The organism is Acinetobacter pollinis, assembly GCF_015627175.1.
Lineage (GTDB): Bacteria > Pseudomonadota > Gammaproteobacteria > Pseudomonadales > Moraxellaceae > Acinetobacter > Acinetobacter pollinis.
Window position 1 is genome coordinate 1 of sequence record NZ_VTDQ01000035.1, and the last position, 23585, is coordinate 23585.

Genomic DNA, 23585 nt, shown 5'->3' on the forward strand with positions numbered 1-23585 from the left:
ATACAAAACCATATATAAATGCTTGTAGTTTTGTATTTACATAACAATATATGTAAATAATCTACAGGTGGAAAAGCTTATGACAGAGAGAATTGTTAAACGTAGACCGTCCATGATTGGTAATAAGAATACAGTTAAAGAAGTTGTTAAAGATGACAATATTTTAGTTAGGGTGTATCACGAAGATAAACTAAGGTTAAAAAAATACTGTAAAGATCATGGATTTACTCAACATGATTATCTAATCAATTCTATGGTTGATGACGGTATATTGCCCGAATCAAGACGCATTAAACCTAAAATTTAACTTGAAGAATATCGAAAATGAAAAATAAATTGAGTAAGGTCATTGCTTTTGTAAATCAGAAAGGTGGTGTTGCAAAATCAACAACATCAATTAATTTAGCAATGGGATTGTCGTTACGTGGTTTTGATGTATTACTTATTGACGGTGATATTCAATCTACATCGTTAGACTGGGCGAGTGTTCGTGAAATGGCTGATTTAGAAACATTATTCACAGTGATCTCAGTACCAAAAAACAATTTAGCTAAAGAAGTGACTAAGCTTAAGACTAAATATGATTTTGTTATTATCGATAGCGCAGGGCGACAATCAGAATTAAGTCGATTAGCTATTGTTGCATGTGATATTGCAATCATTCCTAATAGTTCAAGTCCTTTTGATGCTTGGGCGACACAAGCAACTATTAACAATATTAACGAAATTTCAAGTTATAGAACGTTTGCAAGCTATTTTTTACTTACAGGAATAGCTAAGAAAACAAAAGTTTTTGATGAGGTCAGCCACTGGATTAAAGAAAATGGGGGAGATATTCCGCTTTTAGATAGCACAATTGCTTTAAGAACTGCATATGCAAGATCAGGGGGGAATGGTCAAACCATTTATGATTTTAAGGATGATCAAGGGCGTAAGAGTCAAAAAGGTATAGAAGAAATGGATGCGTTAATTGATGAAATTTTTGAGAAGGAAAGTTTAGGACTATGAGAGCACCAGTCAGGTTAACACAGCCTGAAAATGACGGAGTTAACCCTTATGCAGATCGTGAGCTATTGAATAATAGCTCACAAAAAAAAGCTAAACTGGTAAGCGTAAAGATTCATGAAAAGCTATATAAAAAGCTACTGGCTGAATCTGATAAAAAGCGTTTAGTTATGGCAGAACTGATAAGAGAAGCGATTGAAAATCTAATCAATAATCCCGACCAATCTTATAATGCTGAACTCATGAAGAACAACAGCAAGTGTATTAGTTTCGGTATTGACATGACGATCAACCGTAAAATGGAGGATTTTAAAGCTATTCATGGCGTGAATAAAAGCAATCAGATCCGACAGGCTTTATCTGCAAGATACGTTAAGACTTGATTTTTGAGGTTATAATGAGCCAAGAAGATTAATAGCTAAAAGCAGACCTTAGAAATATCGTGAATCAGTCTTTTTTACTAATTCTAAAAAGCAAAAAGCCCTACCGAGAATTGGGTGTTGGTAGGGCTTTACCAGTATACCCCAAATGGTAAGAACCATACTGGTCGAGATATACTAAAACAAAAAAACAACTTCACCAAGATGGAAATACAAAAAAGCTTGCCAACTCTCACAAGTTGGCAAGCTCGCTTCAATCTACTTTTCCTAACGAGTCACATTTCAAATAGAGGTTGCAATGTTGTTCGCAGAACAAATATATCCAAAAATGGAAAAGCTTCGCAAATCATTTTTAGTGAATTTTACAAAACGAAACAACTTGATTTAAGGTGAAATGACCAGAGCAAAGTGTTAACGAAGCGAACAGCTACCCTCTAAGAAATTTCCCCTTCTCTGATTACTGTTGCAACATTCAAGCGAGGCAAAAAAATCTGTGATTTTTTTGAACCGACCGCAGGATGGCAACTACTAAAATTTGACTTTAACTAGAGTTAACAAAGCAATCCCGCAGGGTTGCGACCAGAGCGCATTATTCAAAATTTGTCTTATCGATCACAATTGATTTTGCCTTTTTCTCATTCTCACGTTGAGCGATAAACTGATCACCTTTGATCTTACACTGCTCAAAATACTGAGGTTGACTTTTAGACCTCTCTATTGCTTCTAAAATTACGCCAGTGATAATGCCACGATCTTGAGTTGGGAATTCGACCATATCAAACAAAGCACCGATTGAAATTAATGTATGCTCACGTTTTTTTCGAAGCTGTGCTGATTTTGCTTGCGCATCCTTTTTTAGATTTGCAAGTAAACGCTTTTCATCATCTTTGATTTTTTCCAGACCGATTCTGGCTTTATGCTTTTTGAACTCATTTTTCAAAATACGTTCAAATGAGTTGAAATGCAGTTTCGTACTTCTTCCAGATTCAATTACTTCAAACAAATCAAAAATCACTTGTTCTGTTTGAGACTTTTGCTCAATATTTTTCAGACGATCAATCTCAGAGGTGACAAAATCTTTTTGTTCCTTGGTGAATTTAAATTGATCTAAATTCATGATCTCTATACCAGTTTCAAAATCTAATACATACAGTCTAACCATTTAACCAAGATATTCAAGCCTAATTTTTTTTAAAATCTTCTATTTGTTTTAGTCCATTGTGTGGATACGTGACAGATGTTATCATGACGACAGCAGGAGTAATGCACGCTTCCGCGTTTCTCATTCGAGAAACGAAAATCAAAAGCAAAAAAGGCAAACATGGCGATTTATCATCTCTCAGTCAAGAACGGTGTAAATGAATCCTCTGGTGGTACACGAGGTGCAAATCACCATGCCTATATTAATCGCGAAGATAAGTATAAAAACCGAGAAGATTTAGAGACTAAGCATTCAGGGAATTTACCCAACTGGGCAATCGATGCAAAACACTTTTGGAAATCTGCTGATCAATATGAACGTAAAAATGGACGTATATATACTGAACTTGAAATCTCTTTACCCCGTGAGTTAAATGAAGAACAACGCGAACAACTGGTGAAAGAATTTATTGAACAGCACTTTGGTACGTCGTATACCTATTCCTATGCAATACATAACCCTCTAGCGAGTGATGGTGAGCATAATCCACATGTTCATATCATGTTTTGTGAACGCAAACTTGATGGGATTGATCGTACGGAACAACAACATTTTAAACGCTACAATGCTGATTGCCCTGAAAAAGGAGGCGCGAAAAAAGATCGATTTTTTACTTCAAGGAATTACGTTTATCAAGTGCGTTTTGAGTGGGCAAATCACGTTAATGATTTTTGTGAAAAACTTGGCATTGATGCGAGGATTGATCACCGTAGTTATAAAGATCAAGGCATTGATCTCACTAGTCAAAACTTTAGGGCTGAATATATCAGTGATCATAGTTACAGCATCAATGAAAATATTAAAGAGGTCAGACGTCAAAATGGAGAAACCATTATTGAACGTCCGGGTGAAGCGATTAAAGCACTGACTGCGAATCAATCTGTGTTTACTGCCAGTGAATTAGAACGATTTTTAGCAAGCCATACTGATGGTGAAGAACAATATTTAAAAGCATATGAAGCGGTACTAAAATCTCCTGAATGCGAATTACTTTTTGATGAAAATGAAGTCGTGTTTTCATCTAAAGAACTGATTGATTTAGAGCATTCAATTTCTGTATTAATCTATAATGCCAATGATGATTCCCGCAGAGTAAAACCGATTGATTTGACAGATACATTGCCGATCAATGCCATGAATGTGATCGCAGACCGAACGTTCAATGACGAACAACATCGTGCCTTTTTGACCCTTACTTCAACCGATCGGGTAAGTGTTTTGAATGGTTCAGCAGGTACAGGAAAGAGTTACGTGTTAAGTGGTGTTGCTGATGCTTTTACAGCATCAGGTTATGAGGTTCATGGAATTGCCTTACAAGCGATTACAGCCAATGCGATTGCAGAAGATTGTGGTGTGCCAAGCAGTACGATTGCTTCTTTCTTGGCACGATATGAGAGCGGTAATCTTGAGATTCATGACAAAAGCGTATTGATTTTAGATGAAGCAGGGATGGTGGGCAGTCGTGATCTACAAAAACTGCTATTGATTTGTGAGAAACACGGTGCGCAAATCAAAATGGTGGGGGATAGTTACCAACTGAGTGCTGTGATGGCAGGTTCAGCATTCAAATTTGTACAAGATCAACTTGATGGCAAAAACCAAGCGGAATTAGTCGATATTCAACGTCAGAAACATGCAACACACGCTGAGAAAATGACACAAGCCTCTCAATCCCTTGCCAAACACGACGTTTCTACTGCAATGGATATTTACCAGTCTTTAGGCAACGTCCATACACACGATGATCATGCTAGTGCCGTGATGCGTGTGGTTGAGGATTGGATGAATGACCAGAGCCAAGATAAATTGATGTTGGCACACTCGAACAAGGATGTAAACGATCTGAACTTGGTTGCACGGTCGCGTTTGATTAAAGATGGGCAACTCGATGATGAGAACTTCGATATTCAAACCCATCAAGGAATTTTAAATATACGTGCGGGCGAAAAGATTGTATTTAAGAAAAATGATAAAAGCCTCAACGTGACCAATGGTGAGGTGGCGACGGTGATCGGGTTTACCCAGAATCATTTAGGAGAGCTTGATCGCATCGTTTTTGAAAAAGGTAATAATGATCTGGTGAGTATTGATGTGAAAGCATACAACCATTTCAAATATGGCTATGCCAATACCATTCATGCTTCACAAGGCATGACTGTTGATAGTACGCATGTACTATGCAGTGAACATATGAATGCCAATTTAGCCTATGTAGCGATGACCCGCCACAAACACAAGCTGAATATTCATTACAAGACCGAAGATTTTGCAACGAATGAGCAAGTCGCGGTTAAAAATAAAGATGGTTCACTGTCGATTGATCACAACAACGAACCTGTCATGCGGGATGTCAGTGCCTACGAGAAATTCATACAAACTCTATCACGTTCAGAAACCAAGAAATTCAGCACAGATTATACGGTGGTTGAAGAAAAAGAGAAGTTGATAAAAAGCTACTTGAATGATCACCGCTTGCATATCAAAGACAAAGCCTATTTGTATGGGGTGAACCGCGATTTTGAGCGTTTAACTGGTGAGCAAAAGATCTATAGCCGAGATGAAATTGTAAGTGAGGTGCGTGCGCACTTAAAATCAAAAGCTTTGATTGGTAAAGAATTGGTCAAACGTGGTGATATGTGCATTGCACAAGGTGAAAAAATCAAACTCACCGAAGCTGTTGAGTTTAAAACGGGGTGGTTTAAGTCTGAAAGGTTGAGTGAAGGTTCTGAAATTCAAGTACTCGATGCCTACACAGTGAAAGACAAAGGCTACTTAGAAGTGCGATGCCAGAATACAGACTACAAAATTCCGTTTGAGAAAGTGAAGTTTGATTATCCAGATCGCTATTTCAATGAATACAAGAATGAAACTCAAGCGCGTTTTGATGCGAGGAATAATTCAGAAGTGTATGCTCGAATGCGTGCATCATTAAATCAACAAAAAACGGATTCACCGAAGCAGAATTTCAATGACCCGATTTCAACGATGCGTCACCATGAGCAGTATATCCATAAACAAAATGCCCCGAAAAGAGGAATGAGATGGTGAGAAATTTTATTTATCAAGGCAAAGTCGTCGAGAGCGACGATGAGGTATTGAGCCAAGCGATTTTAGAAGAATGTTACAAGAAATCTATCCGTCCAATCTGTGCATGTTTACCCGAAAAAGCGATTGAACTCTACATTGCAAAAGTGGGGGAAAGCTATGTGCTCAAGCGGATGCCTAATAGTGCAAATGCGCATGATTTTAATTGTGTGAGCTATGAACCGCCTGTAGAAATATCTGGATTGGGGGAAGTTACAGGCGATGCTATCAAAACCGATAGCGACGGCAACAGTATTTTGAAATTTGATTTTAGTTTGTCAAAAAGTAATGCGAGTAGACAAGCACTGACACCGAGTGATACGCCAAGTGATACCGTCAAAGCGGAAACCAATAAATTAACACTCAAAGGCACACTCGATTACTTGCTTGAAGAAGCGTATTTGAATCGATACTTTGTTGGTGCAAAAAGAAATTGGTATCAATTTAGAAAGGCAATGAACATTGCGCTTTGTGACAAGAAAAACAAAAAAGATGATCTAAGCCGATTAGTCTATATTCCTGAATACTATGACAAAAGCAAACACAATGAGATTGAGGCGAGAAGAAAAGCCGAACTTGCCGATCTGAAAGTCAAAGGCAACAAAAGACCCCTAAAAATATTTATTGGTGTGGTGAAATCACTTGAACCTGCGCGTTTTGATGGTGGGCGTTTGATCTTAAAACATGCACCTACGATGCACTTATTCATGGATGCAACGATGTATCGGCAAGTGAACAAACGTTTTGAAAAGGAATTAGAGCTTTCACAATATCATGAAGATATTCACTTGCTGACGATTGGTACATTCGGTTATAGCGATAGCGGTCTTGCAAAAATTGAAGAAATTGCACTAATCACACTCAATCAGCAATGGATACCTTTCGACAGTTTAGATGAAAAAGAACTTCTTGATCAATTGGTTGAACAACGACGAAGCTTTATCAAATGCTTACGATATAACTTAAGTAAAAAAACACCAATTGCCAACATTGTGCTGACAGACACACAGCCACCGACTGCATTTTATTTGATAAATGGAGAAAATGAATCGTCTTATATTGATGAAATCAAGGAATTGATTGCACATAGTGAGTTTGATTCCCACCTGGTGAATGTCGATCGAGAAGTAATTGAAATCCCACCACCGAAAGATAAACCCATGTTGCCTTGAGAATAGAGATCAGAATGAATAGAAGTACCGTTTGCGATTGTATTTCAAATCTACTTATATCCAATGATGGTTTTAGTAAGAAGAATGATTCTTTAGTTAAAGATATTTGTATCAATGATAATGTTGAACGACTTTTTCTTCGAATTAAAGATGATAATCTGACTTTAATCAACATTTCTCGTAATGAAAAAATATTGGAACAATCGCTCAATGTACTTGATGAAAATGATCTTCAAAGAGTAGCCAAAGAAGCCTATCAGTGCATCAAAGATAAACTCAACCACCTTGAAGGCAAACTAATTTCTAAGACTGATGATTTGTTTGAAGTACCAGAACAAAAAGCAAACTTACTTGAATACGTGACGGTATTTACGCCATTTGATGGTACAAAAGCAGGTCTATATGTATTTACAGATCAAGCGATGGTTCATTCTTCTACAAAGGGTAGAGTTAATCATGCGATTGAATCGACACCAAATATTGATGAAAAGCAGATCACTCGTGAAGTCAGAAATTTTTTGAAAATGGAGTTAAAGATAGGTGCAGACTTTAGCAGAACGAAGAATGGTATTAATGTAGCACGAGGAGATTATATCGTACTGATTGAATCTTACCAACAAAAGGTTGGTTTTTTTAGTCAGCTTAATTTGCCTAAAGGCACAGAATTACACGTGACAGGGAGTAAGCCCAAAAATGGAAAAACATATGCAGTTTGTGCCATTGATGGTAGGTCATATGCGATTGATGTGCAGTATCTTAAGGCAGATTATGGTCAACAGTATGTCAGAAGATACTATCGTTATCCTGATCTTAAAAAGAAAGTCGATTCAGTAATTCTTGAGAAAAATAAAGATAAAGGCGTTACGATGGACAGTATCCAAAAGATGATGCAGCAGCATCAAGTGACTGCGCCCAATAATAGGCAAAAACTCAAATATACGATGTAGTTGTGTTGTTGCAGATATAGTAACATATCGCAATAATTCACTACCTCAGAAAAATATGTATACAAGAAATAATGACCAAGCTTTATTTATTGCTGTTTTACTTGGAATGGGCATATATTACGCCATGTATAAGATGACCCATTACATAGGATTAGATACAAATACAGGATTAATGACTTTTGGACTACTCATTTTACTGTTCATAATGATTTTTTTCGCAAAGTACGTTGATTTTCATATACCAGATAATATTTTTTACCCAATTTTAGGCGTTGGGTTAGCGATCTGTTTTTTCCCCGTCATTAATGATTATGCTTTGAAAGCATCTGAGCCTAAATTTCATTTAGTCTATGATGGATTATCATATTCATCTAATAATGCTCATCAAGAGTTTGGACCAACAGAAATTACAGTTTTTTGGGGGAAATGGTACTTCAAACCTGTTTATATGGTGGTTATTGGATTATTGGGTTATGGGATGCAAGCTATAAAAAATAAATACTTCGATTAAAAAATATGACTACCCCCTCAATTATTCAATCTATTAGCTCGCCCCGATTATCTTCATATAAGGAGATTTTCGATTGTGCTGATGATGCTACCTGTTTTCCATACTACTTATGGAATCAAAGACTATCTTCTGAACTTTATATTCTATTCAGTACAATTGAGATATGCCTTAGAAACAAGATACATATCGTATTGAGTGAAGAAGTTTCTCTAAAGTTTACTAATGAAGTAGATAGTAATTTTAATTGGTATGATCATCTTGATTTTAATAAAAAAAACCAAGATGGAAGTTATCTCAATGAACTAGGTAAGAAATTATATAATATTACACATGAGAAAAAACGAAACTTAAATCTTTTACCGCAAGTTGTTATATCTCAATTATCATTTGGGAATTGGAATTTCCTTATATCTTATACAAAAAAGTATAAAAATGGAGATTCAATTGAGTGGAAAAAACTATTTCCTTTAATATTTCCTAATTCTAAAAAATCTAATATTACCATTAATCAGCGTGTTAAGTTAGTAAGATGTTGGCGTAATCGAATTTCACACTTAGAACCAGCTTGGAAATTTAGTGATGTTAAAGACCCGAAGACACAAGCTATAAAATTGGTAGCACCAAAAAATAAGAATGAAGTAATTCAACGTTTGAACCAGGAGATTAACCTTAGTGTTCAACTTCTTTCATGGCTATGCACTGAAACGTACGAGTATTATAAAGGAAGTGAGTTTTATGAAAAGCTATTGCAAAGCGCATCACGTTGTGAAATTTAATAAAAAAGGCTGATTATTTCTAATCAGCCTTTTTAAATCTTTGCTTAAAGACACCAACCTTTAACACGCAACGGGCTAGAGGTCTTGTGAGTATTCACGGGTTCAGTAAGACTACATGACCAATGTATTAAATAATTGTAGAAAAGTCAAATAAGATTAAATAAAAATAATGCTATTTCTATTAATTACTGATCAAACCATGATTTATAACTTTGGGTACTGGTCACATTTTTAGATGCACTATTCGATGCTAAATTCGTTTGTACAGCCGAGAGTTTACCTGTAATTGAGCTAATGTAGCTTTGTTCAATTGATATTGCATTGGCTAAATCTTGAGAATCTTTGAGGCTTTGTGTAGAACCGACTTTGCTTTGCAGTGTGTTTAAATTTGCCAGGTGTTCATTCAGCGCATTGTATGCCACATCACTAAATGCAAAACTCGCTTTCACCGTATCGTAATTTCTTTTGTATTGGTCATTACTCATCAGTTCATTCATGCCTTGTGAACCAATGGTAGTTAAGACTTTGTCATATGCCTTTTGTGCACTTCCAAAAGCCCCTGCTTTTTGATTGGCGACAATATCTTGCCAAGAACCCGAAACAATATCATTGATGCCTTTGACGCCCGTTGTACCAATCCCAGAATTGCCTGTCACAGCAGAATATTGTTTTTTGAGGACTTCATACTGCTGTTTCATTTGTGAGAGTTGTTTCACGAGATTAGAAACCGCTGTTGGGTCATACACAACGATTGCCTGTGCACCTTGAATTGCTGTGAACGATATACCAAGTGCTAGGAGATATTTTTTAGCGATTCTCATGTTGAATTTTTTCATTGAATTGATGTATCCACGTTGAATAAGAATGATCAGAATGTTGATTGATAATATGAGACAAAATATTGTGTCGAAACTCATTGCCCGAAAGAATTGGAATCATCTCAGGCATATTGCTCAAATCTAACTTGCTAATGACTGAATCATGGGAATTTTTCACCATAAACTCACGTAACTTGGGTGAAGTATTGATGACCCAATCAAATTCGGCTTGGGTACACCCTAAGCCATTATTCATTTCATTTCCCATATAAGTCGAAGCATTTGCTTTATCGTTTGGCAGTAAAATGGATGTTTTGAATTGAGAAATCAAATCAGGGTCTTGGGTAATCACCTCAGGAGTCGGTGTGACAAAGATCATCATACCGTTGCGTCTACGGTATGTGGTCAACATGGTCTTTAACCATTTTAGATTAATCGGATTACTGATATATTTTTGTCCTTCTTCAACCACCACAATAAACGGTTCAGCTTTAGACATCGCAATATCAATACGGTGAAAAATATACATCGACATTGCACCAAGTACGACATCATTATCGATGACATTTTTCATTTCATAACCGAAAATTCTTGCCCCTTCGATTGAAAAACTATCTGTTTCATTGTCAAAGATATTGGCATAAGCACCATCACCCACCCACTTGCTTAAGCGTTCTGCAAGATTATTGTTTTCAGCGATACCAAAGGCAGATACAAAATTTCTTAGCCGTCTAACCTGAATGTCATATTCAAAAATGGAATCTACAACATCCTTGATTTTGTTTTCCTCAAAAGTGGTTAAGGCAATCGCCTGCCCCAGATCGTTGTAGGATTGCCCCATAAATGCAAATAAATTTCTCAAAAACAAACGGTTTTGCTCATTGTCATCTAGGCATAATGGATTCCAACCTGTTGGTATAATCTCACTCAACACCGTATGTTTACCGCCCATCGCTTGAATCCAAATCGATGCTGAGTATTCAAAATCAAAATGAAAGATATACGGGTTAAATTTTGCTGATGATGTGAGTAATGCGTTGATCAGTGTGGTTTTTCCTCCGCCTGTACCAGTGGTAATCCGTGTATGTCCAACATCATTTTCATGAAAATTAAAGTCATAAAGCGTATTGCTGATCGTTTTGAGCGGTAAAACACTCATCCCCCAGTGGTTGCCCGTGGCTTTACCCTTTGCATTGTTATGTAGGCTTGCAAAGCCTGCAAAATTGGTGGTATTGATCGTCGCAGGGCGTTGTATTTTGTGATAATTACCGACAAGCATGGAGTAAAAAGAAGGTTCAGCCACGAGGTCTTCTTTGACGGGCAACATACGTGCGATTTGAAAAGCCCCTCGTGTTTTTTGCATCGCATCTTTAAATGCTTGTCCAGTTTTGGCAGAAACAAGTACATTGAAGGTAAATAGTCCATTTAAACTTCGACCAGATGCAAGGTCATCAATCGCTTGCGTCATGGCTTCGGTTTGACTACCTGCCTTGTCTTTGGCATTGATCAGCTGATTTTGTCGCTTCACGGTCAAATCTACAGAGTGCTTGCGATCCATCATCATAAAAGTTTGCGAAATAATTAAAGGATGATCGACCTTTAAAAACGCATCTAGCATCGTATGATCACTATTTTCGGGATAAGTTGCATTCGGTAAGCTGTAAATCGCACCTGCTGAAACCTCGCCAGAGGGATGATGAAATTTGATTGTGCCATCAGGCATAAATACTTTGCGCGCAAAGCTTAAATAATTACGAATTTCAGTCGGATAGAGTGGTACTTCAACCTTTTCAAGATTGGTAAGATAGCTCAAAAAATTGACGGTTTCAGAGTAATTCGCACCTTCTCGTTGATAAATACCTAATCGCTTGGGTTTAGCATCTTGTAAGTATTCTTCGAACATCGATACTGCATTGTCCAATTCTGCAAGCATTTGTTCTTCATTGTCATCACGAAAAAAGGTGTGTTTTAAACGCGTCAGTAGTGGGTCGGATGGACTGGTACGACGTACAAGAAGTGAAATATAAATATCATTTTGAAATACTTTTTCTGAGGTTAATTTCTTGTAATAACGGCTATTGAATTGATCTACAAACTCATTGCCCGTCTTTGGTGGATGGCGTTCATCCGCTTCAAAACGATCATAGTAAATATTGATCACAAACCTCGAACCAAGTTGTCTAAACATATCAGCGCGATATTGTTTAAGTGCTTTGAGTTGCTCATAACTTTTTGTTTCGTATGAAAAACCATTGATTTTCAATATCGTGAATATGTCGCCCGTTGCAAGCTTGATGTCATGAGGGTTGATATGACTAAGATACTCAAAGTTTGAGATTTCCATTGCTTCTTCATTCGCTATTTTTTGAAAAGAATAAGAATTGCCGTGATTTTTAGTATTTACTTTTAGGTTTGGGTCAAAGCTATAGCCACCAAAGATTTTTTTACGTGTAAAAAATCTTTTGATGGCAAAGCCGTAAAAGTGTAAGCCTCGATCATCTTGATAGGTGGCTACAAACAAAAAAAAGTACGTGAGGATAAAGAGGATGATTGCGATTTTAATCTGAGAAATTAGGGCTAAAATCGCAAAAATTACTCCACCAATCACAAAAAACCAAGTGAATATCTCAACTGGAATATTTAGTACACGTGCAGATCGTGCCAATCCCGCAAACAAAGGGTCTTTTTTTTAGCTTGGCTCATTCGGTCACCGCAATTAATGTGCGATCAAATCAGCAAGATCAGGCGCAAAGAAAACAAGTAATCCACCGATGAGTAATCCTTTACCCCAATTTTTTGCGGTTTGACTTCCCCCACCTGCCATTGAAATGCCACATAGAATTAAGCCAAAGACAAAGATTGCAACCGCAGCCACAGTTAATTCATCGTTGTACTGCGTAAATTTATGGGCAATTTTTTGTCCAACACCTGCATATGCAAAAGGCATATACAAGAATGAAAGCGCAACAAGCGCGAATTTATTAAACGTTTTCATAAATACTTCCTTAAAACACTGATACATATTCGCCATGATCAAGTGTTTGAACAAATGATTGAGGTTTTGATGGTTTTTTGATGTTTGACTGGGCAACGTGCAAATGTACAGGCTCTACATAAGGCTGGTTTTTTTCATTGATGATCGGTTCATCAGCACTTGACGATTGTCGTTGTTGCCATGATGCGAGTATCACTTTACCTTGAGGCGGTGTGATCAACACAGGGGAACTGCGGGTATCTGTAGATGTATTATTTCCTCCAAGTGATTGATATTTCATTGCGACATAATGAACATAGGTTTGTGTTTCGGCATATGGAGGAATTCCTCCATATTTGTCGACCGCGCCATGCCCTGCGTTATAGCCTGCAATCATTTTGGTGAGATTGCCGTGATAACGATCGCTTAAAAATGCTAAATAGCGTGTCCCTGCAATAATCGATTGTTCTGGCTCAAATAACCGCTTAGGGTCAACACCCATCAGACGTGCTGTACTTGGAATGACTTGCATCAAACCTCGTGCATCTTTCGATGAGTGGGCATGTGGGTTAAAAGCACTTTCACGACACATAATCGCTTGTACCAAATGAGGGTCTAAGCGATTTAAACGTGCATATTTATCAATTAAGTCATCATAAGGAGAAGCATGTGCCAAAATTGGCAACGTACATATCAGAAGAAGCTTAATTTTTTTGATCATATCAAATGGTGCTTTTTATATCGTTATAACATTATAGCACTTTAATCATCTATTTCAAATGGACAGCTTGTAACACCATGCTTTTCAGAAAAATAACTGTCTAATGCAATCAAATATATAAGATTTCTTGTAAGCCTTCTTCCTTTAAATTTTTCGGGGACTTCTAATTCTCCAATTTTATAACGCAAATAAATCTGATCTATTTCTGCGTAAAAGGCATTACTCATATAGAGTTGTTCACGTTTTATCATACTGTACCCAATATTCTTTAGGTCGTTAAAAAAGAATCGACAACTTTAGCATAATTGCGATACTTCATTTTGATTAAACTTGGTGGGTAATGCCCTGAAAAGTTAAGGTAAAATTGTAAAGGTCTTAAACTACTGATCTCGTGTGACTTGACCACTTGTTCTTTTTCCTTCGCCACTTCTGATCTTGCATCTTTAGTGGTTGATTTCATTTTGCGTAATACTTCAATTGCACCAAAGGCTTTTTCATACTCTTGTGGTGAGTAGGTATCTTGCGAGTTTAGGGCACATACGCCAAATGATGAAAAGCACCCGCGTAACGTCATCGCATCTTCGCGCCCATAGGTTTTATTGAGTTGTGCTAAAGACTGAATACCCGCAAGGGCAATCAAGCGATGTTTACGCCCTTTGGTCAACACAGGTTCGAGATAAGATAGACGATCTAATGTACCAAGTTCATCAATACAAAAAGCAAAATCTGAGTAGTTATCAAAATCAGAAAGTAGTGCACTGCACACGACATCGGTCACACAACTGATAATCGGCTTGAGTGCTGTGACCTGATCTTCTCTCCAAGTAATGAAAATATTTCCCGTACCTTCACGTAGAAACTCGCGAAAAGAAAAATTACCTACTTTACAATGTCGATGTGCTGTCAGTTTAGTGGTGATAATTGAGCGAATTGAACCCAATAACTCATCATTACCGAGCATACTATAGGCTTGTGTACCTTCTAAAAATGCTTTCAATTCGTCATTACTGGTCTTGGTCAATGTGTCATAAAATAGGGTAATTTTCTCGTCTTGGGTAAGGTCTTGGATGGCTAAAACACGTTCCATCGCAACTTGTACGACGGTACGTGCCATCGTATTAAAACTCTCATGATTAGGGTCAGCACTTCTTGGTATAACCGTCAGTGCATAGTTTTCAACATCATAGGCGTTAAATACTTCATTTAGGATAGACCAAGCAGGCGATCTGGAATCAAAAGGATTAAAGATCACATCACCCTGCTTATAAAAATGGCTCGCAAACGTTCCATTCGGGTCAATCACAATCAAACGTGTTTTACTTGCTGTACTTTCTGTACACGAATCTAAAAAATCATTCATCGCAACTGATTTACCTTGCCCTGTTCCCCCTGTGAGTAAAAAATGTTTGTACTTTAAGTCTTTGGGTACGGGTAAACCACAAAATCGAATTTGATAACCCGATTCTTTAAGCATCGATTTGAGTTTGAAATCACTGACCAATTGCAAACCACGTAGGACACGAATGTATTTTTCACCACCAAAAGGTGTTTTGTTGTATTGATAATAAAACCAAGCGCAAATACTACTGACCACAAATACAGAAAGCAAAATCAGTACGTATAACGGCTTAGTAAACGTTAATGGAATGGCATGTAGAATGGCTTTGATTTTTCCATGTGAGGGCAATATAAAAAACAGATGAAAGCAAATTATCCAAGTGGCAACAGTTGTTACTAACACCGCCAAAAGGGCTTGAAAAAAAATCTTTGAGGATTGATCTGTCATGTCACACTCGCATCTTTGAAATCTTCATAGGTTTTGAAATAGATTTCTTTACAGCCATAATCACCTTCATCAGTTTTACCCAGCTGAACAATAATATCGACACTGTCTTTCACAAAAGCCTTGACCTGATCGCTTGTCAGCGTTGTACCTGCCATCAAAACCATCAAGGTTAATCGTTCAATGGCATTGAGCGGATTATTGGCATGAAGGGTGGCAATCGAGCCACCATGACCCGATGAAATGAGGTTGAGATAGGTGAATGCCTCAGCCCCTCGAATTTCCCCCAGTAAGATACGATCAGGAAAAAGACGTAAACAGGCTTCCATGAGCGATTGTGCATCTACTTTGGACTTTCCTTGTCCACCGCGTGAATAGTACATTTGTAGCGTATTAAGATGGGGTGGGCGTAGCTCTTTGGCATCCTCAATTGTGAGTAACCGCTCTTTAAGTGGAATACAATCGTGAATCAAAGCATTGAAAAAGGTCGTCTTACCACTACCCGCACCTGCTGAAATAATAATATTTTTACCATATAAAACAGCTAAGCGCATAAACTCAAAAAAATCTCTTTTTTGGTATAGATCAATCAGCACTCTATCCTTTACACTGACTTTCTCAAATGGCACAACAGCATTTAAAATCGGTTTGTAAACGTCATAAGTTAAGCTCAGAATACTTGGCTTACGAATCGATAAAGCGATCGTTCCTATGCTGACTGCAGGGTCATGAATAATCTGAATACGATAGAAAAGACCTTCATATTTTGGCGATTCAATTTGTGCTGAAAGCAGAGGGTGTTCTTGGGAAATCTTTTGACTGGTATGGGTTGCAATCCCTTCCGCTAATCGCTTGAGTAGCGCATATGAGAGTTCAGGTGCATCACGCTTAACCATGTATTTTTCCCCTTTGATTGCCACAAAATACTCAAAGGGTTTATTTACTGAAATTTCGGTAATTTGTTCATCATCTAAATCATCGCCAAATGCTTTTTTAAGATCGATCAGTACAAGCGTAGACATCGTGTTTCCTATTGATTGAGTATCGATTCAAAATCTAAGTCTTTGGCAATCAGCACTTTAATTCTTGCTCCTGCATCTACTGTGATGGTTGGTGGAATCGAAAGATTACGCCCTAAAATACTGCTTGCTTGGCTACCTAGACCATTGGTGACTTGGGTACGATAGGTTTGTGACGCATTGTTTTGGTCATTACTGCTGACACCGACATTGCTTACGCCTGCACCAATGATACTCAACAGCGTTGCTGTGCCAAAAATACGTCCGTAATGGTTGTTCACGTGTCCGCCAAGCCCTGCCATACCTAAGCCATTGGTACTTGGACTATCGAGCATAATTTCGACCCCATTGGGCGTAATGGCACGATTCCAGACTGCGCCGACTTCTGTTTGCCCGTCATTAATCATTGATGAGTATTGACCAAACAGGCGTGTTCCTTTCGGTAATAAACGATTGCGCCCTTGTTCTGAGTAAATATCATCGGTAATGCGTGCAATGATATTGCTTGGTAAATCGCTTTTGATTGCAGTTTCTAGTACGGCATCGATGACTTTCCCTTGCTGAATGAGCATTCTGCGATCACTGTGATAACTTGCATGGGCAATTGGTGCTTTGTCATTGCTTGAGCTTGCATCAAAGCGACCACCGATGCTTTTCGCAGTGGTACTGGTCACGCGCTCACTCATGCCATTAGAACTGGCTTTACTGTCTTGCATACTTGCTAAATACGGCTGTAATTCTGGTGCGATGCCTGCCGATTCTGTATCTGCATTTGGACTGACCGCTTGATCGCCATTGCCTGCGTTATTTGACACTAAAATGGCTGATTTTTGACGCGCAATGAGCAAGGCTTTTTCTTTAGCAAGGGCTTCTTGTTTTGCCTGTTCTTTCATCTGTTCAAGTTGCTGTTTCTGTTCAGCCAACTGACGTTCCATTTCGAGCTGTTCAGGTGTTTTTTCGGGAGGTGTCGTACTTGGTGCAGTGCGATTAAACCCAAAATTGTCTGTGTCTTTTTTACTATTTTCATTTTGTTCAATAGGTTTAGAGATCGCACTTTCTATGCCATTCTCGGCACGTGTTTCTTTATTTTTTTGCAATTTTGCATACGTACCTGCAACGATGAGAAGCAGTATTGCACCACCACCAAGAACGATTTTAAGTACCTTTTTGATATTGAGGTTTTTTAAATTGGTTTTTTCTTTTGAAAACTCGTCTTTTGTTACAAACTCATCGTGGAAGTCGGATTGTTGCTTATCAGGATTCAAAGGTTGATTTTCATGTGTCATTCGTTTGCTCCAATCACTGAATCACTTTTGGTTTTTTCAAAATACAGACGTACTCTTTACCCAGACGCAAAGTAAATGCCCGATTTACTTTCTCAATCACCATCACATCACCTTCTTGGCGGGTATTGGTCAGTTCGTCATAACCTTCACCATTGACGGCATACACCGCAGGGCGTGGCGAATGTTTATCTAAACGAATAAATGTAAAATCACCATCATCACTCACCCCAAGCACTTTAATTGATTTGCTATGGGTGGCATCCATTGCATATTTCTCACTGCTCATTGGTAGCTCACCAAGTGCAGGGCGAGGCGCATTCTGCCCTGCAAGTAGACGTTTTTGTTGATTGACATCGCTATAATTAAAGCGAAGTACATATACTGGTCGTGTACTGTTAAAAAGATTGAAGTAATAATTGCGCTTGTCTGTAATCACCGTCAAATTGGTCTGATTCATGCCCTTTTGTGGCTTCTCGGCAGGTTTAATAAAGAGGCGATTGCCCTGAGGAATAATTTGCCAACCAATGGTATCTCCCGATGCCACCGTTCTGATGGTTTCATTACCAAATTCGACGGTGGTCGATACGCCAAAGGTAGTCGATAGCTCAACAACCTGATCTTCCGAGTAAGGCACAGTCTTAATACGATCATCCGATCTCAAACCCACAGGGATTTGACGCGCAAAGCTCTCACTGGTCATACAAAACATGGCGCACATTAGTAACGTGAGATAGGATTTTTTCATGGTTTCACCTTGTCTAATGCAGGGTTGACCGATTTATTTGCGGTGATGCCGAGTGCATCGTTTGACGCATTTTGGGTCAGATTCCAATTCTTGAACTTAATACCGAATGTATTCATCCAACGATCAGCAACACTGAGATCAGTAAAGTTATTCGATACAAAATCAGCGGTGAGCGTATAACTATACTGACTGACCACGTTGTTACGTATCACAGTGGTTCTAAACGTTGCTTGAACTTTGTTATTGCCAATAAAATTAATCGCAATAATTTTGGGGGTGATTGAACCCGTATCACCCAGCAAGTTAAACGGTGAATTAAGATTCATTGCCCCGACTTCATTTTCAAAATCATTTCGATCTTTTTCATCTAAAAAGATCGATACAGATTGATATTGTTCTTTGAGTGAATCTGCACCAATTCTGCCGTTGTAACCGTAGCGGTTTTTAATCACGTTCCAAAAATAGGATGTGACCAGTTTGTGAATCATCTCAGGTGAGGTTTGTTGGTCATATTTTTCAACATGGGTCATAATTCCCGTTTGTGAATCTAAGACCGCAATCATCGGTACAGGCTGTTTGAGTGGGGTTAAACCCTTAATCGCGATGCCTTGTGCAATATTTCCAAGTGCGAGTAATCCCGCAAGCCCAAGCGAAAACAAGGTGATTTTTCCGTTACGGTTTTCGGCTTTTTTTGCATTGGCATTGATCTGCTCAAGTTGAGCATCGATATATTTTTGATCTTGTGGGGTCATTATTTTCTCGCCATTACCATATTTTTGACACTGGTGGTTAAACTGGTCACTGAGCCACTCGATGAATCAAAACCATTGCCAACAAGTGAGATTGCAATTCTTGGAATGCTAAAGAATAGCCCGATGACCACAAATGCCATGATGGCAACAATCCAAGCCCCCAAGAAGCTACTTCCATTTTTCATCAATGCGCTTGATGCTTGAGTGGCTGAATCCATGACAAGATCACAGGTCACAATTAACAACAGGTTGATCACAATCGGGGTTAAAACGGCTTGTAGCCAGTTGGTTGCATAGTGGCGGGTGGCAGGGAACATCAAACATGCCAAGAAGATAGGCGCAATCGCAAGTAATACACCAATCACGAGCTTACAGCTGATAATGATTAAGAAGAACATCGCACAGGCAATACAAACCAAGCCAAAAATAAGGGCATAAATCATCACAAAGAAAAAGCCAGACACGGGATTGGTAATCCCTATATCTGTATCTCCCATAGCTTTGGTAATACTCTTTAGTGCCACTTGAACAAACGCCATAAAAGAGGACTTGGCGTCTGTGCCCGTCATTTCAGCAATCAGTTGATCGAGATCGGTAGTAAATAATTCAACCACATAGGGATAGAACGCATCCCAACTAAATACCGTTGTCCATACCACCATCATACAACCAAAGACAAAAAGCAGGTGGTTGTAGTCGGTGACTGCACCAAGCCCCATACGAATGCCGTTGAATATAATCCAAAAAACAATAAATGCGCTAAAGATCGGGATAATCGCAGAAGTCACATGCTCATAGTACAGTGTGATCTTACGCTTGATATTCTTGTCGATACTATTGAGTAAATCGGTACTGATCTGATCAAGGGCTTTGATTCCTTTGCTTGCAACATCACTGGTACTACTTGCAATTTGCGTCGATTGAGCAGTGGCGGCAAAAGAGGGATTAGCAAACAAAACACTAAAGAAGAATAAAAAGGCTGCGATAAATTTTTTCATTGATCGCCCCACTACTTATTCACAGGGATCGTAGGCGGGTTACTACTCGATTTGACAAAGCGTCCACGCTCATAAATATCTAACTTACCGCCATCGACGGCAACAACACATTTCGTATTCATTGAACCTTCAACACAGTAGGTGTTGTCTTTGGTGAAGTCTAAGACCATTGTCTTCGGTTCACCGATACGATATGGAACTTCATCACCCTTAAATCCTGCTTTGATTGAAAATAAGTTAGTGATGAACTGATAACGATCTGTACCTTCCATTTTTTTGATTTCATAGTATTCATAGAAAATATCATCGGGAGATACTTTTTCAGGAATCCATACGCCAGTGACGTCAGGTTTTGAACATGCAGATAAGCCAAGTGCTAAAAACATAGAGGCACAGATGATTTTAAGTTGTTTTACTTTCATATTTTTTTCTCTCAAGAAAGGTTAAACGTTTTGAGGTTGAATATTTGCGTTGTAGTCTGCATCTCGAATTGGTTTGAAGACACACGCACAAGGGGATTTTTTTAGACCTTGTTCAGAGGTGGTATGGGTTGCACAGCCTGTCATAGACAGAATGAACATAAATGCCGTGAATAATTTTTTTGTCATAAAATGAACCATCATACATAATGTTATAACAATACAGCGTTATTGTAAAAGAGTATGCTTATTCTAACAATTAAATAAAATATTAAGTATTTCATTCATCCAAATACGGACAAAAAAGCAGATAAATTTTTACAAATTACAATTGATTATCGAGAGAAATTAAAATAACGTGTTCAGCGGTGATCGTTCTTCTACCGTGTGGCAATCATCAAAAAAAGCCTGCTTTCCATTTAGCAGGCTTTTTTTTGTGTTTCAGGTGTCCATCGGCTCAGTGCCGTCAAATATATTTTGAGTGCTTTGAAGAACTTTCCTTGTTTATGGTATGAACCATAAGCGTGGACATTTTGAGGGAGTGCTTCGAGAAAACATTTAGTTTTTCGTATCAGTTCGTCCTTGTTTCCAGTAGATACTAGAAATCGCCAATTCATCAGCCATTTTTTGAAAAGATTGAAAACAATGAAACGTTCGGCGTAGCTTTGATCTTTTTTCTTGATCCCATGAGCGCGAAAAGCCCGTACATTGCGGGTTTGAACTTCAAACTTCTCAAGTACAGATATGATTTCCATGCGTGTTCATTCGGTCTATATGATTGATTGTTGATTATTTTACCAAAAAACACAAACCAAAAGCCCCGAGAATCTTGCAACTCTCAGGGCTTTGGCGTAGCATCTCGATATGCAGTTATTCGATGCTAACACCATCGTCTAACGAAGATCATAAGGTTTGACGACCGTTATGATTTCACCTAAAGGCTTATATCTACTACTTACATACATTTTGAAGCCAGTAGACCAGAAATTCAAGCCCCAAAATGAAAAACTTCGTTATTCTGATCAAAAACATCCAATAAGCACTTCAAGTCGAGCCTTGCCCGCTTCTGCATGTCCGTTTTTTACGACGGTTAGGCATATAGTGTGGGTGGAAGGATTAAGCGACGCTAGCGCACTATAGCGATCGTTCTATGATGATAGGGCGGAAGTTGTTACTAGGGGTTCTTGACGAAGCAACAACGGGATGAGTAGCTGATGTAGTCACAAGTTGTATATTGGGTAATACCCTTGCAGAGATTGATGAAACCAGTTGATTTGAGACCGTGTCGAGGCGATGTGTAAATCGTAATCTCAGTCTATAGGGGGAAGTACACTTACCCCTTGCCGATATGACCGATATACGTGGCTCCGAAGCCAAATATATTACGATGTTTTTCGTGCAATACTGAGGGCAGAGATTTTTAAAAAACTTTGCCCTTAGGGTGAGTATTGCCGAAAATCCCTCAACCGTTCACCAAAGCCAAAGCCGAAGGCGACGCTTGGAGAACGGTTGAGGGATTGAGAGCATTGCTTTTGACTGTGACTAGCCACTGCTAGGAGCAATATATGTTCTGTAAGTTTTATTTATGAAATAACTTTTAGCTTAGGCTATTTTAGGATTTTGAGATGGTTGAAAATATTGATATTCAGGAACTGACTTTGGAAAGCTTAGTTAAGTTTTTAGAGCAACGTGGTTTAGTTCAAACTTTTAAGAGTCAATTGTTATCTGGAGAATTATATAAAGGAGGAGCTTTAATTAAAGGTAATATTATTTCAACAGTTGAAGCATTTGAACGTAAGAAGCATATTAGGTAGAAAGTAATTATACTAAACTGCGAAAAATATATTTTTTAGAGGAATTATGGGCAGTTATATTGAATCAAACCTAGGTAGAGATGAGAAAATTTTAGAGAAAGCGCATGTATCTTGGCTTTCACAGTTTTGGTACATCCTTATAGGTATTTTAACTTTACCAGTAGGAGTTGGGGTTTTATTTCTTTTACTCGCATTTATTAATGTTTGGACTACTGAATTAGCTATAACTAATCGTAGAATCATTGCTAAAACAGGTTTGATTCGAAGAAATACGATAGAGTTAAAAGTAACTAGAGTAGAAAGTTTAGGTGTAGATCAAAGCATCTTAGGTCGCATATTCAATTTTGGTTCAATCATTGTAAAAGGAACTGGAGGCTCTAATGCTCCAATTCCTTATATTGCCAAACCATTAGATTTCAGACAGCGTGTTAATCACTACTTAGATGAGTTAGATGACAATAGCTCAATTGAAATTTGATCTAACTTGAAAGAATTAATATAGAAAAAGCTCGCCAATTAATTAGCGAGCTTTTTTTGTGTTCAATATTTCTACCTAAGTAGTTGTTTTTTCTATTTCTAAAACCAAATTAGCTTTAAAAATTGGATTGTTTTTATACAAATCAAGCCCATATTTTTCATAGCTTTTTTTGAAGTCTGCATAAATAGTTCTGTTTGACTTATAACTTACTAAAACTTTTTCAACAATCTCAATTTTTTGATCATTCGCATATGATTCAAATTTATCTATCAACTTTTGTTCTTTCTGTAGTTTATTTTGAGTATTAATTTTTTTCTTTTCTCGTTCTTGTTTCTCTTGCTCCATTTTTTCTTTTTTCTGAATTTCGATCTCTTGCTCTATTTTTTTCTCATCAAGAATTTGTTGCCCCCAATTTTGGGTAATCGCCTGATGATAGATTGCTCCTTTCTTCACTGGTTTACCATCTGATTTTAGCTTATCAATATAATCATTTGCTCTATGAATACTTGCTTTAATTTGTTCTTCTGTCCAGTCTGTCAAATAATCTACTTGTAACTTAGGAGAGATAAATATTCTTGCGCGATCAAATGCAGATGATGTTTTTGGTTCTTCGAACGGTAAACATTCTGTTTTAATACGTTTAACTGAAAAATATAATCCGTCTATCTTTCTACCCGTTTTTTTATAATTGATTGCCACTGA

Annotated in this window: 26 protein-coding genes; 10 read left to right on the forward strand and 16 right to left on the reverse strand. The window is 37.9% G+C overall.

The features are described 5' to 3' along the window. Positions 1 to 79: 79 nt before the first annotated feature. From I2F23_RS11095 to I2F23_RS11105, 3 genes are read left to right on the forward strand one after another with little or no spacing between them, the layout of a single operon-like run. Entirely contained in the window at positions 80 to 307 is a 228-nt protein-coding gene (locus tag I2F23_RS11095) for a hypothetical protein (protein ID WP_195772664.1), read from the forward strand. Between the two features lie 17 nt (positions 308 to 324). After that, positions 325 to 1008: an AAA family ATPase gene (locus I2F23_RS11100; RefSeq protein WP_195772665.1), complete on the forward strand. Its 684-nt coding sequence runs from the start codon at positions 325 to 327 to the stop codon at positions 1006 to 1008. Next, entirely contained in the window at positions 1005 to 1388 is a 384-nt protein-coding gene (locus I2F23_RS11105; RefSeq protein ID WP_195772666.1) for a hypothetical protein, read from the forward strand. The genes I2F23_RS11100 and I2F23_RS11105 overlap by 4 nt, the downstream gene beginning before the upstream one ends. A 586-nt stretch (positions 1389 to 1974) precedes the next feature. Here the strand turns inward: I2F23_RS11105 and traD are convergent. Continuing rightward, positions 1975 to 2502 carry a conjugal transfer protein TraD gene (gene traD / locus I2F23_RS11110; protein ID WP_195772667.1) on the reverse strand — a complete coding sequence of 176 codons (528 nt, stop codon included), beginning with the start codon at positions 2500 to 2502 and terminating at the stop codon, positions 1975 to 1977. Positions 2503 to 2706: 204 nt separating this feature from the next. On the opposite strand from traD, the gene I2F23_RS11115 reads away from it, so the two are divergent. The 5 genes from I2F23_RS11115 to I2F23_RS11135 are packed head-to-tail and all read left to right on the forward strand — an operon-like array spanning position 2707 to position 9076. Next, entirely contained in the window at positions 2707 to 5634 is a 2928-nt protein-coding gene (locus tag I2F23_RS11115) for an AAA family ATPase (protein WP_195772668.1), read from the forward strand. After that, positions 5631 to 6842 carry a DUF1173 family protein gene (locus I2F23_RS11120; protein ID WP_195772669.1) on the forward strand — a complete coding sequence of 404 codons (1212 nt, stop codon included), beginning with the start codon at positions 5631 to 5633 and terminating at the stop codon, positions 6840 to 6842. Before I2F23_RS11115 ends, I2F23_RS11120 begins: the two co-directional genes overlap by 4 nt. A 14-nt stretch (positions 6843 to 6856) precedes the next feature. Then, positions 6857 to 7789 (forward strand): hypothetical protein, encoded by a 933-nt coding sequence (locus I2F23_RS11125; protein WP_195772670.1) that lies wholly within the window; start codon positions 6857 to 6859, stop codon positions 7787 to 7789. Between the two features lie 55 nt (positions 7790 to 7844). Continuing rightward, a complete protein-coding gene (locus tag I2F23_RS11130) occupies positions 7845 to 8300 on the forward strand; it encodes a hypothetical protein (protein WP_195772671.1) in 456 nt (151 codons plus the stop codon). 5 nt (positions 8301 to 8305) lie between these two features. Then, on the forward strand, positions 8306 to 9076 hold the full coding sequence (locus I2F23_RS11135; protein WP_195772672.1) for an Abi family protein: 771 nt from the start codon (positions 8306 to 8308) through the stop codon (positions 9074 to 9076). Between the two features lie 185 nt (positions 9077 to 9261). On the opposite strand, the gene I2F23_RS11140 is transcribed toward I2F23_RS11135, so the two are convergent. From I2F23_RS11140 to I2F23_RS11205, 14 genes are all read right to left on the reverse strand, one after another. Continuing rightward, positions 9262 to 9897, reverse strand: coding sequence for a type IV secretion system protein (locus I2F23_RS11140; protein ID WP_195772673.1), 636 nt, complete (start codon positions 9895 to 9897; stop codon positions 9262 to 9264). Beyond that, positions 9884 to 12559 carry a VirB4 family type IV secretion/conjugal transfer ATPase gene (locus I2F23_RS11145; RefSeq protein ID WP_228285399.1) on the reverse strand — a complete coding sequence of 892 codons (2676 nt, stop codon included), beginning with the start codon at positions 12557 to 12559 and terminating at the stop codon, positions 9884 to 9886. The genes I2F23_RS11140 and I2F23_RS11145 overlap by 14 nt, the downstream gene beginning before the upstream one ends. Positions 12560 to 12610: 51 nt before the next feature. Then, positions 12611 to 12889: a TrbC/VirB2 family protein gene (locus I2F23_RS11150; RefSeq protein ID WP_195772675.1), complete on the reverse strand. Its 279-nt coding sequence runs from the start codon at positions 12887 to 12889 to the stop codon at positions 12611 to 12613. Positions 12890 to 12899: 10 nt separating this feature from the next. Next, a complete protein-coding gene (locus I2F23_RS11155; protein ID WP_195772676.1) occupies positions 12900 to 13589 on the reverse strand; it encodes a lytic transglycosylase domain-containing protein in 690 nt (229 codons plus the stop codon). Between the two features lie 41 nt (positions 13590 to 13630). After that, positions 13631 to 13840 (reverse strand): hypothetical protein, encoded by a 210-nt coding sequence (locus I2F23_RS11160; RefSeq protein ID WP_213014716.1) that lies wholly within the window; start codon positions 13838 to 13840, stop codon positions 13631 to 13633. Positions 13841 to 13857: 17 nt separating this feature from the next. Beyond that, positions 13858 to 15375, reverse strand: coding sequence for a type IV secretion system DNA-binding domain-containing protein (locus tag I2F23_RS11165; RefSeq protein WP_195772677.1), 1518 nt, complete (start codon positions 15373 to 15375; stop codon positions 13858 to 13860). Then, positions 15372 to 16394, reverse strand: coding sequence for a P-type DNA transfer ATPase VirB11 (gene virB11 / locus I2F23_RS11170; protein ID WP_195772678.1), 1023 nt, complete (start codon positions 16392 to 16394; stop codon positions 15372 to 15374). Before virB11 ends, I2F23_RS11165 begins: the two co-directional genes overlap by 4 nt. An 8-nt stretch (positions 16395 to 16402) precedes the next feature. Then, complete coding sequence (locus I2F23_RS11175; protein ID WP_195772679.1) at positions 16403 to 17677, reverse strand: TrbI/VirB10 family protein; 1275 nt, start codon at positions 17675 to 17677, stop codon at positions 16403 to 16405. 13 nt (positions 17678 to 17690) lie between these two features. Continuing rightward, complete coding sequence (locus I2F23_RS11180; protein ID WP_195772680.1) at positions 17691 to 18422, reverse strand: TrbG/VirB9 family P-type conjugative transfer protein; 732 nt, start codon at positions 18420 to 18422, stop codon at positions 17691 to 17693. Continuing rightward, entirely contained in the window at positions 18419 to 19174 is a 756-nt protein-coding gene (locus I2F23_RS11185) for a VirB8/TrbF family protein (RefSeq protein ID WP_195772681.1), read from the reverse strand. Before I2F23_RS11185 ends, I2F23_RS11180 begins: the two co-directional genes overlap by 4 nt. Continuing rightward, positions 19174 to 20172 (reverse strand): type IV secretion system protein, encoded by a 999-nt coding sequence (locus I2F23_RS11190; RefSeq protein ID WP_195772682.1) that lies wholly within the window; start codon positions 20170 to 20172, stop codon positions 19174 to 19176. The genes I2F23_RS11185 and I2F23_RS11190 overlap by 1 nt, the downstream gene beginning before the upstream one ends. An 11-nt stretch (positions 20173 to 20183) precedes the next feature. Beyond that, entirely contained in the window at positions 20184 to 20594 is a 411-nt protein-coding gene (locus I2F23_RS11195) for a hypothetical protein (RefSeq protein WP_195772683.1), read from the reverse strand. A gap of 21 nt (positions 20595 to 20615) precedes the next feature. After that, the gene (locus tag I2F23_RS11200) at positions 20616 to 20780 is read right to left on the reverse strand and encodes a hypothetical protein (protein ID WP_195772684.1); all 165 of its coding nucleotides are present in this window, start codon (positions 20778 to 20780) and stop codon (positions 20616 to 20618) included. 230 nt (positions 20781 to 21010) lie between these two features. After that, positions 21011 to 21346, reverse strand: a complete 336-nt coding sequence (locus tag I2F23_RS11205; RefSeq protein ID WP_195772685.1) for a hypothetical protein — start codon at positions 21344 to 21346, stop codon at positions 21011 to 21013. An 870-nt stretch (positions 21347 to 22216) separates the two neighbouring features. On the opposite strand from I2F23_RS11205, the gene I2F23_RS11210 reads away from it, so the two are divergent. After that, the gene (locus tag I2F23_RS11210) at positions 22217 to 22405 is read left to right on the forward strand and encodes a hypothetical protein (protein WP_195772686.1); all 189 of its coding nucleotides are present in this window, start codon (positions 22217 to 22219) and stop codon (positions 22403 to 22405) included. A 46-nt stretch (positions 22406 to 22451) separates the two neighbouring features. Beyond that, on the forward strand, positions 22452 to 22883 hold the full coding sequence (locus I2F23_RS11215; protein ID WP_195772687.1) for a PH domain-containing protein: 432 nt from the start codon (positions 22452 to 22454) through the stop codon (positions 22881 to 22883). Positions 22884 to 22958: 75 nt separating this feature from the next. On the opposite strand, the gene I2F23_RS11220 is transcribed toward I2F23_RS11215, so the two are convergent. Next, on the reverse strand, positions 22959 to 23585 hold a 627-nt coding region (locus I2F23_RS11220; protein WP_213014717.1), incomplete at its 5' end, for a hypothetical protein.

What these genes read in the sequence shown, in the direction of transcription:
- I2F23_RS11095 (WP_195772664.1), top strand. Translation starts at nt 80, where the DNA reads ATGACAGAGAGAATTGTTAAACGTAGACCGTCCATGATTGGTAATAAG.
- I2F23_RS11100 (WP_195772665.1), top strand. Translation starts at nt 325, where the DNA reads ATGAAAAATAAATTGAGTAAGGTCATTGCTTTTGTAAATCAGAAAGGT.
- I2F23_RS11105 (WP_195772666.1), top strand. Translation starts at nt 1,005, where the DNA reads ATGAGAGCACCAGTCAGGTTAACACAGCCTGAAAATGACGGAGTTAAC.
- traD (WP_195772667.1), bottom strand. Translation starts at nt 2,502, where the DNA reads ATGAATTTAGATCAATTTAAATTCACCAAGGAACAAAAAGATTTTGTC.
- I2F23_RS11115 (WP_195772668.1), top strand. Translation starts at nt 2,707, where the DNA reads ATGGCGATTTATCATCTCTCAGTCAAGAACGGTGTAAATGAATCCTCT.
- I2F23_RS11125 (WP_195772670.1), top strand. Translation starts at nt 6,857, where the DNA reads ATGAATAGAAGTACCGTTTGCGATTGTATTTCAAATCTACTTATATCC.
- I2F23_RS11130 (WP_195772671.1), top strand. Translation starts at nt 7,845, where the DNA reads ATGTATACAAGAAATAATGACCAAGCTTTATTTATTGCTGTTTTACTT.
- I2F23_RS11135 (WP_195772672.1), top strand. Translation starts at nt 8,306, where the DNA reads ATGACTACCCCCTCAATTATTCAATCTATTAGCTCGCCCCGATTATCT.
- I2F23_RS11140 (WP_195772673.1), bottom strand. Translation starts at nt 9,897, where the DNA reads ATGAGAATCGCTAAAAAATATCTCCTAGCACTTGGTATATCGTTCACA.
- I2F23_RS11150 (WP_195772675.1), bottom strand. Translation starts at nt 12,889, where the DNA reads ATGAAAACGTTTAATAAATTCGCGCTTGTTGCGCTTTCATTCTTGTAT.
- I2F23_RS11155 (WP_195772676.1), bottom strand. Translation starts at nt 13,589, where the DNA reads ATGATCAAAAAAATTAAGCTTCTTCTGATATGTACGTTGCCAATTTTG.
- I2F23_RS11160 (WP_213014716.1), bottom strand. Translation starts at nt 13,840, where the DNA reads ATGATAAAACGTGAACAACTCTATATGAGTAATGCCTTTTACGCAGAA.
- I2F23_RS11165 (WP_195772677.1), bottom strand. Translation starts at nt 15,375, where the DNA reads ATGACAGATCAATCCTCAAAGATTTTTTTTCAAGCCCTTTTGGCGGTG.
- virB11 (WP_195772678.1), bottom strand. Translation starts at nt 16,394, where the DNA reads ATGTCTACGCTTGTACTGATCGATCTTAAAAAAGCATTTGGCGATGAT.
- I2F23_RS11175 (WP_195772679.1), bottom strand. Translation starts at nt 17,677, where the DNA reads ATGACACATGAAAATCAACCTTTGAATCCTGATAAGCAACAATCCGAC.
- I2F23_RS11180 (WP_195772680.1), bottom strand. Translation starts at nt 18,422, where the DNA reads ATGAAAAAATCCTATCTCACGTTACTAATGTGCGCCATGTTTTGTATG.
- I2F23_RS11185 (WP_195772681.1), bottom strand. Translation starts at nt 19,174, where the DNA reads ATGACCCCACAAGATCAAAAATATATCGATGCTCAACTTGAGCAGATC.
- I2F23_RS11190 (WP_195772682.1), bottom strand. Translation starts at nt 20,172, where the DNA reads ATGAAAAAATTTATCGCAGCCTTTTTATTCTTCTTTAGTGTTTTGTTT.
- I2F23_RS11195 (WP_195772683.1), bottom strand. Translation starts at nt 20,594, where the DNA reads ATGAAAGTAAAACAACTTAAAATCATCTGTGCCTCTATGTTTTTAGCA.
- I2F23_RS11200 (WP_195772684.1), bottom strand. Translation starts at nt 20,780, where the DNA reads ATGACAAAAAAATTATTCACGGCATTTATGTTCATTCTGTCTATGACA.
- I2F23_RS11205 (WP_195772685.1), bottom strand. Translation starts at nt 21,346, where the DNA reads ATGGAAATCATATCTGTACTTGAGAAGTTTGAAGTTCAAACCCGCAAT.
- I2F23_RS11210 (WP_195772686.1), top strand. Translation starts at nt 22,217, where the DNA reads ATGGTTGAAAATATTGATATTCAGGAACTGACTTTGGAAAGCTTAGTT.
- I2F23_RS11215 (WP_195772687.1), top strand. Translation starts at nt 22,452, where the DNA reads ATGGGCAGTTATATTGAATCAAACCTAGGTAGAGATGAGAAAATTTTA.